Annotated in this window: 10 protein-coding genes; 6 read left to right on the top strand and 4 right to left on the bottom strand. The window is 63.2% G+C overall.

The window, feature by feature from the left end; all coding sequences use genetic code 11:
- The first annotated feature begins 181 nt into the window (after positions 1 to 181).
- Positions 182 to 1921, top strand: coding sequence for an MCE family protein (locus A5775_RS24480; protein ID WP_067258563.1), 1740 nt, complete (start codon positions 182 to 184; stop codon positions 1919 to 1921).
- 72 nt (positions 1922 to 1993) lie between these two features.
- On the opposite strand, the gene A5775_RS24475 is transcribed toward A5775_RS24480, so the two are convergent.
- From A5775_RS24475 to A5775_RS24465, 3 genes are all read right to left on the bottom strand, one after another.
- Positions 1994 to 2515, bottom strand: a complete 522-nt coding sequence (locus A5775_RS24475; RefSeq protein ID WP_067258559.1) for a hypothetical protein — start codon at positions 2513 to 2515, stop codon at positions 1994 to 1996.
- A gap of 134 nt (positions 2516 to 2649) precedes the next feature.
- A complete protein-coding gene (locus A5775_RS24470) occupies positions 2650 to 3291 on the bottom strand; it encodes a hypothetical protein (RefSeq protein WP_067258556.1) in 642 nt (213 codons plus the stop codon).
- Positions 3288 to 4091 (bottom strand): hypothetical protein, encoded by an 804-nt coding sequence (locus A5775_RS24465; protein ID WP_067258553.1) that lies wholly within the window; start codon positions 4089 to 4091, stop codon positions 3288 to 3290. Before A5775_RS24465 ends, A5775_RS24470 begins: the two co-directional genes overlap by 4 nt.
- 213 nt (positions 4092 to 4304) lie before the next feature.
- Here A5775_RS24465 and A5775_RS24460 point away from each other — a divergent pair, with 213 nt between their 5' ends.
- On the top strand, positions 4305 to 4694 hold the full coding sequence (locus A5775_RS24460) for a hypothetical protein (protein ID WP_067258549.1): 390 nt from the start codon (positions 4305 to 4307) through the stop codon (positions 4692 to 4694).
- Between the two features lie 6 nt (positions 4695 to 4700).
- On the opposite strand, the gene A5775_RS24455 is transcribed toward A5775_RS24460, so the two are convergent.
- On the bottom strand, positions 4701 to 5303 hold the full coding sequence (locus A5775_RS24455; RefSeq protein ID WP_067258546.1) for a TetR/AcrR family transcriptional regulator: 603 nt from the start codon (positions 5301 to 5303) through the stop codon (positions 4701 to 4703).
- A 100-nt stretch (positions 5304 to 5403) separates the two neighbouring features.
- Between A5775_RS24455 and A5775_RS24450 the strand changes: the two genes are divergently transcribed.
- From A5775_RS24450 to A5775_RS24435, 4 genes are read left to right on the top strand one after another with little or no spacing between them, the layout of a single operon-like run.
- Entirely contained in the window at positions 5404 to 6189 is a 786-nt protein-coding gene (locus tag A5775_RS24450; RefSeq protein WP_067258544.1) for a hypothetical protein, read from the top strand.
- Complete coding sequence (locus A5775_RS24445; RefSeq protein ID WP_067258540.1) at positions 6186 to 6986, top strand: hypothetical protein; 801 nt, start codon at positions 6186 to 6188, stop codon at positions 6984 to 6986. Before A5775_RS24450 ends, A5775_RS24445 begins: the two co-directional genes overlap by 4 nt.
- Positions 6983 to 7573: a cytochrome c oxidase subunit 3 family protein gene (locus tag A5775_RS24440; RefSeq protein WP_067258537.1), complete on the top strand. Its 591-nt coding sequence runs from the start codon at positions 6983 to 6985 to the stop codon at positions 7571 to 7573. Before A5775_RS24445 ends, A5775_RS24440 begins: the two co-directional genes overlap by 4 nt.
- The gene (locus A5775_RS24435; protein ID WP_067258635.1) at positions 7573 to 7857 is read left to right on the top strand and encodes a cytochrome C oxidase subunit IV family protein; all 285 of its coding nucleotides are present in this window, start codon (positions 7573 to 7575) and stop codon (positions 7855 to 7857) included. The genes A5775_RS24440 and A5775_RS24435 overlap by 1 nt, the downstream gene beginning before the upstream one ends.

Below are 7857 nucleotides of genomic sequence, written 5' to 3'. Positions count from 1 at the left end.
GTCCCGGCACCGCAACCGGCGCCGGTGCGGGCAGTGGCAACGCGTCGGGATCGACCCACGGGGGCCGGGGAATTATGGACCGCTGCCCGGGCCTGCGCCGGGTGCGGCTGCGTCGCCTGATGCGGAACTTGGTCAAACGCCACCACCGGCGGAGGCGCCTGGAGCGGGAGCGGGTGGATAGATGCTGACGCGCTTCGTTCGGATCCAGCTGGCGGTTTTCGCGATCGCCGGGACTATCGGCGTGATTTCGATGGTCCTCTTCTACATCCAAGCGCCGACCCTGCTGGGCATCGGTCGTATGACGGTGACGCTGGAGCTGCCGGCCACCGGCGGCCTGTACCAGTTTTCCAACGTGACCTATCGCGGGGTTCAGCTCGGCAAGGTCACCGCGGTGGGTTTGACGCCGACCGGTGCGAAAGCGACGCTGTCGCTGAGCACTTCACCCAAAGTCCCCGCGGACCTGACGGCGGAGGTGCTCAGTGTCTCCGCGGTGGGCGAACAGTACGTGGACCTGCGGCCCAAAACCAATTCGCCGCCCTACCTGCACGACGGGTCGGTAATCTCCGTGCGCGACACGACGATTCCCCAGCCGGTCGCCCCAATGCTCGAACAGGTCAATGCCTTGGTCCAAAGCATCCCGAAGGCCAAACTCGGCCAATTGCTCGACGAGTCTTTCCAGGGCTTCAACGGTACCGGTTACGACCTGGGCTCACTGATCGATTCCTCGAATACACTGTCCCGCGACGCCAACGGTGTCGTCGACCGCACCCGGGCCCTCACCGAAGACACCGGGCCGCTGCTGGATACCCAGGCGCGCACCACCGATTCGATCAGAACGTGGGCGCGTAGCTTCGCCGGCATCTCGGATGTGTTGGTGAACAACGATTCCCACTTCCGAACCATCCTGCAGAACGGTCCGGACACTGCGAACGAAGCATCCCGGCTCCTCGAACAAATCAAACCGACGCTGCCGGTTTTGCTCGCCAATCTGACCACCATCGGACAGATCGGCATCACCTACCACCCCTCGATCGAGCAGCTGCTGGTGTTGCTGCCGTCGGGGGTTGCCATCGAGCAGGCCGCTCAGGGTGAAAACCATCCCGACGGTAGGGCTTACGGCGACTTCGCGGCCACGGTCGACGATCCACCTATTTGCACGGTCGGCTTCATGCCGCCCAACACCTGGCGATCCCCGGAAGACCTCAGCGACATCGACACACCGGACGGGTTGTATTGCAAACTCCCGCAGGATTCACCGATCGCGGTTCGCGGTGCCCGCAACTACCCCTGCATGGGTCACCCGGGTAAGCGCGCGCCTACCGTTGAAATCTGCAACAGCGACAAGCCGTACATGCCGCTGGCGATGCGTCAGCACACCACCGGGCCCTATCCATTGGATCCGAATCTGATTTCCCAGGGCGTCCCCCCCGATGACCGGATTACCGTCAACGACAGAATCTTCGGCCCGGTCGAGGGAACGCCGCTGCCCCCGGGGGCGTTGCCGCGCGGCGACGCGGCGGGGCCGCGGGGAGAAAATCCACCGCCGGGCACGGTGGGAGCAGCCGTACCCCCCGTGCCGTCGTCCGGACCAACGCTGGCGCCGATGTCGAGAATGTCGGCTGATATTCCGGCTTTTGCGCCACTCGATGTCGCTGCACCGGGCGAGCTTCCGGCACCACCGCCACCTCTGCTGGCGCCCGCACTAGAGCCCGCGCCACCGGATCAGGTCGACGGTGGACAGCCCCAGGCCGCACCAAGCTCGTTCGGAGCCAACGCATCTAAGCCCGCGCCCTCGGTCGTGGTGGCAAAGTACGATCCGCACACCGGTCGTTATGTCGGTCCGGACGGAAAGCTGTACCAGCAGTCGGATCTCGTCGCTCCGAACGCGCCCAAGACGTGGAAGGACATGCTTCCCACCTGAATCCGCCCCTGAGACGATACGGGCCGCGAAGCGGCCCAAAGGGGGCGCGACGATGAAGCTATGGCCGCCCGGTCAGGAGAGCTGGTCCAGGCGCAACGGCATCGCAACATCAAGCCACTGGTTTTGCCCGCAGGCACCGCTTGGGCCGACCGTCTTGTCCTTGCCCGAGAGGACTCGCGACCCGAGTTGCCATCCGCCATTGTCGTTTACGGGAAAGAAAAAGTAGGTCTGTACCCCGGTGAACGTGCTGCCGTCTTCGCACCGTTCCCAGTTCGGCACTTCGCGTCTCACCTTCCACATCTCCCCATCGTTCATGTAGAGGGGGGCGGTCCATCCCTGGTCGCTCGTCACCTGGCCGTGGCATTCCTGGGTCGAGTCGCACGTCGAACTGATGGTCCATACTTGGTAGACCGTCGGCTCACCCTTGTACTGATCGTTGGTCTGGGCATAATCGCCAATGGACGTGGCACGGAAAGTTCCGTTGATGGCCACGTCTTCCTTGGTTATCGCCAGGGCGGTGGGTGCAGTGCTCAAACCGCCGAATGCAGTGGCAGCCACCAGCGTTGCGGTGGTGATTGTTTTGACTGAACGCATCAGGTGCTCCTCGAAGCGCGTAATCCGAGAGTGCCTATGGCACCTTTTCGCCGTCGGTTGCGGCGTTCTCGAGCGATGACGTTACACCGCTTCGCCCGGCCCGGTAACGGTAACGGTGACAAGATCTGCCACGCTCACCCGGACGGAACGAACTTCGAGATCAGCCAGGAACCGTCGACTTTTCTCAGCGAGACCAGAATGCTGCTCTGCGTCTTCTCGGGATCCTTCTTTTGCACGCTTGCCGTGGTTTGGTCGACGAAAACCAGCACGGTGGCCGAATCGGGATGCAATTCCGAGACCGCGGCCCGAATCACCTTGGCGGTCGCCGTCAGTTGCCCCTTTTCCGCCGTCGGCGCGACGACATCGTCGCTGAATTTGCTGTAATAGGTCAGAAAGTCGCCGGTGAGATGGGATTTCGCGTTGTTGAAATCGAGGTTCAAATGTTCGTACGAATACGACAACGCCGCCACGGCACCATCTGAGGCCGCCTGGATCGCCCGGTGCGCCGCCGCGTCGCCGACCTGCTGATCCGGCCGATACAGAAAGAAGTACACGCCCGCGGCCACTCCCACCGCGGCAATGACAAACGTTGTCGCGACGATCGAACGCCACCTTGCCAAATACCGGCGGGCGCGACGCCGAATCGCTCTGAGCCGTCGCGAGCGTGCCGGTCCGTCGCTGGCGGGTGGGCTCGCGTTCTCCTCGGCTGGTGAAGTCTCCACGTCGTCAACCGCCTCGTCGGTGCCGTTCGGCGACGAGCCATGTTCTTCGGTCATCGCAGGAAATCAACTTTCGACATCTTGAGCTGGCCGCCGTCGCGGTCCAGGTTGACGCTGAGCCGAAACAAGGCCGGTGGCGGTTTGGCGTTATCCGGCCCAGTGGGAATGGTTTTCGCCGCCACCAGCACGACTCCAGAATTGTCGCTCAACGACTCGACGGCGACGGCTTCGATGCTGACCGTGGTGCCGATCTTCGTTTCCTCGGCCTTCTGGACTATCAGGGTCGACAGCACAGATAGCTGGTTCTTCTGGTCGCCGGTGGAGGCATCGATCGTGCGCTGGACATCCTCCTTGGCATGCTCGGGGTCAATCGACATGAATGCCGTGATCCCTTGCCGCGCGGCCCCACTGAACTCCGCGGCGAGTTGGCGATTATGCACCGCGATGTGATGCTGCCACAGCATGTAACCGCTCGCGGCCGCAGACGTGGAGAAGAGCACGATGCCGACGCCGACAGCTACTGTTTTCCGCCGCGGGCGCCGGAGCCACCCTGGACGGCGAAGCCGCCCACGGCGCCGCAACCGTAGCCGTTTCCGGGTCGACTTCGCAGGGCGCTGTTCGACCTCCTCGGCATCGTCGTCCGTGGCCCCGGTTTCGGCTGCCCCGCGCAGCCGTAAAAGGCGTACGCGAGCAGCCTCGGCGCGCGCTTCCGCCTTGGCAACTTCGTCTTCTGCGTCCGTTTCTGACGGGGCCGCTACGCCGCTGTCGGCCCCTGCGCTTGACTGTGGTTCGTCGGGATCGGTCACATCCCTCGGGTCACCACAATCGTCGGCGTTGAGCCCCTCCGGATCGTGCACGGAGAAGCAGCTTATCACTGGAACCTAGGCTCGACGCCGTCATCGGACGGCTGCCTTCGTGGCCCTTACATGCGGAAATACTCGGTCGCCGGGGGACCGGGCGGCGATGCGTTTGGGAGGGCCCGGCGCCGCCCACTGTTCGGTCCAAGTGATCTTCTCCAAGCAGGAGAATTTTCTTTTCACGTGTGGCAGAGTAATCGGGTGCGATCAATCGTGGCTCTGGTTGCCGCGTTGCTCGGCGCCGGTGTGGTGGCGGCACCGCCAGCCTCGGCCGGGCCGAGTATCTGCGACTACCCCGCCTGCACCCCGGGCATCATGCCCCATCAGGTTCTGGGTGCGCCGTGTGACAACACCACTTACTACGCCTTCGGTGTCGCCGACGGATACGTTTCCTTCGCGTCGGAGCCCGGGCGGTTGATGTTCTGCGGCTCGCCGAGGCGATACCAGCCTCGATGGTTCCGCTCACCGCCCATGGCGGGGGTCAAGGACGAAAACGCCGACTGCACGAACTATCTGAACTATGTCGCGCAGGCGCCCGATGGCCTGTTCCTGATCTGTATTGCTCACGACGGCATATCCAGCTGGGTCCGCGCCGACACGTAGCCCGCTTCAGTCGCGGGTTTCCCGAGGCAGACCGAGCAGTCTGCGGCTTAAATCGGTCACCCGATCGAGCAGTGTGTCGTCGTCGATGTCGGCGACCAGCGGATGCATGACCGCGGTGCTGAGCGCGCCGGAGAACATCGCCGCCTCGATCCGGCCGTCGAGACCCGCATCGCTCAGTAGCACCTGATACAGGCGGTCCATGAAAAGCTGAAACGGCTTGTGCTCGGCCAGCAGTCGGACGACGACGGGGTCGAATTGCAGCGTGCGCACCAGCCGGCGGTCGCGAACGGCCATCTCAATCACACCCACCAATAAGGCATCTCGTGCTTGCGGCCCGTCGTCGTAGGCTTCGGCCGCCTCGAGTGCCGGCGCGAGGCGGCCGAGTTCACGCTCGGTCACGGCGATGACGATCTGCTCTTTGGTCCGGAATTGATGGTAGACAGCAGCTTTCGTGATGCCGACGGCGTCGGCGATCATCTGCAGCGACGTACCGCTGACCCCGTGGGTGGCGAACAGGTCCAACGCGGCATCGAGCACCCGCGTCCGGGCCGCACTGTGCCCGATCAGCCAGAATTGCTCACCGGTGACCGGCTGCCGTGCTGTGCCCACCCACCGAGACTAGACGACGCTATTGACCAAGGCTAGCCGATCGGCTAGCTTCGCTGACTAGCCGTGTGTAGAAACCGATTTGGTGCGGGAGGCAGTGCCCATGTCCGACGTCGACGAAGGCGATGCACAAGGTCCGGGGTTGGTGCGCGCGGGGCTGCGACGGACCGATGGCGAGCTGATCCTGCTCTGGACGCTGCCGGTGGCGCTGCTCCTATGGATCGCCGGCTTTCTCCTCTTTCCCGGCTTCAATCCGCCGATGGCACCGTCGATGCCGGCGGACCAGGTCGCCGCGTTCTATCGCGATCCGGCGCACCTTCCGCAGATCCGCTACAGCATGATCGTGTTCAACTGGTTCGGGGTGTGCCTCGTCCCTATTCTGGCGCTGATCGTGCTGCAGATCCGCCGCATGGCGCATCGGACACCGATCTTCTCCTACGCGATGTTGGGTTGCGTGGCCGGCGGCCCGACGCTCTTCCTCGTGGCCAATGTCTGCTGGCTGTTGGCCGCCTTCCGCCCGGAACGCAGCCCCGAGCTGACCCAGCTGCTCAATGATTTCGGCTGGATGACCTTCACCATCCTGGTCCCGTTCCTGATCGGACAGAGCGTAATCCTGTCCCTGGCAATCTATTTCGATGACCAGCCGAGCCCGGTGCTCAACCGTTGGGTGGCCCACTTCAATCTTCTGGTGGCGGCAGCGCTGGTGCCCGCCGCCTTCGTCGGCGTGTCATTGACCGGCCCGCTGGCGTGGGACGGGTTCTTGTCCTTCTGGGTGAAGAACATCGCCATCGGCGTCTGGATCGTGGTGATGGGCGTGGTGTTGGGACAGGCCATCTATCGGGAGCGCGCCGAGAACGCCGGACGCCCAGACGAACTGGTCACCGCATGAGCGCGGTGATCGCACCGCCGGCGACGCCGGGCCCTGTGCATCAGCGGATCGCCTGGCATCTACGCCACAATCCCAAGCGCGAACTGTGGCTGGCGTGGTGGACGCTCGTCGTCTTCTACAACGTCTTCTTCCCGATGTTCTTCATCGTCGCGCAGGTCCAACCGCCGCCGCAGCCCACCTGGGACCACGCGATGCAGGTGCACTGGTTCTCCGAACGGCACCTCGGAATACCTTTAGGCTTCGGCGTCATATTCGTCATCAGCGGCATGATCGCGATCAATAACGCCCTCATCGCGTATTCGATGCGGCGCATGTCTGTCAGTCCGGCGTTCGGGTATTCGTATCTGATCATCTACTCGCTCAGTGCGGTTCCCGGCATGCTGTTGCTCTGTATCGCGTTGATCGTCGGCACGCTGCGACCCGACCGAGACCCCGCGGCGATCGAATGGCTCTACGACTTCGCCTTCCTGTCATTCGACGGCACCATGGGGGTGTTCCTGATCGGATCGCTGATCTGGATGGTTGCGATCCTGCTCGACAAGAATCGGGTGTTCCCGAAGTGGTTCGGCTACCTCAACCTGTGCAACGCGCTGACCGAGGTCGTCGTGGCACCGTGCTGGATCTTCCGGCGGGGAGTGTTGGCCTGGAATGGCCAGATCGCCTGGTGGCTGGACATGGTCGTGTTCGGCATCTACCAAGTGACCTTCATCGTCATGCTGTTCCAGATGATCCGCCGCGAAGACTTCGGTACCGGCCCCCTGCCCAACCGCGCCCGCAAAGAGGCGGCCGCACAATGACGGACGTCGCCGAGCGGAACAAGCGTGCCGTGCCGGGTCAGCCGGACATGTGGGCCTTCGTGTTGTTCGAAACGCTGGTCTTCACGGCGTATTTCGGCTTCTACCTGTTCTACCGTGCCCGACATGCCGAGCTGTTCTTGCAGTCCCAAGCGCACCTGGATGTGCGGATCGGGGTCTTCAACACGCTCGTTTTGTTGCTGAGCTCATGGTCGGTGGCGCGCTGCGTTCAGTCGGCCCGCGCCGGCGCCTACCGGGCGGCGCTCAAAGACGTGCACATCACGGCCGCGTTCGCCGCGGTCTTCCTCTTTTTCAAGGTGTTCGAGTGGGCCCGATTGGTCGGCAGCGGAAACGGATTCGACAGCAACGACTTCTTCACCTATTACTTCTTTCTCACCGGGATCCATTTCGTGCACCTGCTGATCGGCTTCGTCGCGCTCGGCGTCATCGTCTATCAAATCCGCAGGGCGGCGCGAAAAGCCCAAGGGCCCCAGGAGGCCCAGCAGCTCGTCGAAACCTGCGCAACCTATTGGCACACCGTCGATTTCCTATGGGTGCTCATCTTTGCGCTGCTGTACGTGGTGAGGTGATCGGAATCAAATTCAACAAGCGGCTGATGATCGTATGGCTCGTCCTCTCGGCGCTCACGCTGGCCTATCTCTGGATAGATCACTCCGCCTGCGGATTGCTCAAGTCCAGCGCGGTGGTGACGTCGAGCGTCATCGTGATCGCACTCGTCAAGGTGCGCATCATTTTTCGCGAGTTCATGGAGGTGCGAAACGCTCCGGTCGTGCTGTGCCGGCTCACCGATGCGTGGGTGGTGCTGATCGCCGCCGTCTTGCTCGGCTGCTACTTCGTCGGTATGCAGACCTGA

The sequence above is a fragment of the Mycobacterium sp. 852002-10029_SCH5224772 genome (assembly GCF_001667315.1).
In the GTDB taxonomy this organism is placed as follows: Bacteria; Actinomycetota; Actinomycetes; order Mycobacteriales; family Mycobacteriaceae; genus Mycobacterium.
Note: the sequence above shows the minus strand (reverse complement) of the source record. Positions and strands in the feature narration are given on the sequence as shown.

Excerpts from the sequence above, each read along its gene's own strand:
- A5775_RS24470 (WP_067258556.1), bottom strand. The coding sequence starts at position 3,291 with ATGACCGAAGAACATGGCTCGTCGCCGAACGGCACCGACGAGGCGGTT.
- A5775_RS24445 (WP_067258540.1), top strand. The coding sequence starts at position 6,186 with ATGAGCGCGGTGATCGCACCGCCGGCGACGCCGGGCCCTGTGCATCAG.
- A5775_RS24480 (WP_067258563.1), top strand. The coding sequence starts at position 182 with ATGCTGACGCGCTTCGTTCGGATCCAGCTGGCGGTTTTCGCGATCGCC.
- A5775_RS24450 (WP_067258544.1), top strand. The coding sequence starts at position 5,404 with ATGTCCGACGTCGACGAAGGCGATGCACAAGGTCCGGGGTTGGTGCGC.
- A5775_RS24440 (WP_067258537.1), top strand. The coding sequence starts at position 6,983 with ATGACGGACGTCGCCGAGCGGAACAAGCGTGCCGTGCCGGGTCAGCCG.
- A5775_RS24475 (WP_067258559.1), bottom strand. The coding sequence starts at position 2,515 with ATGCGTTCAGTCAAAACAATCACCACCGCAACGCTGGTGGCTGCCACT.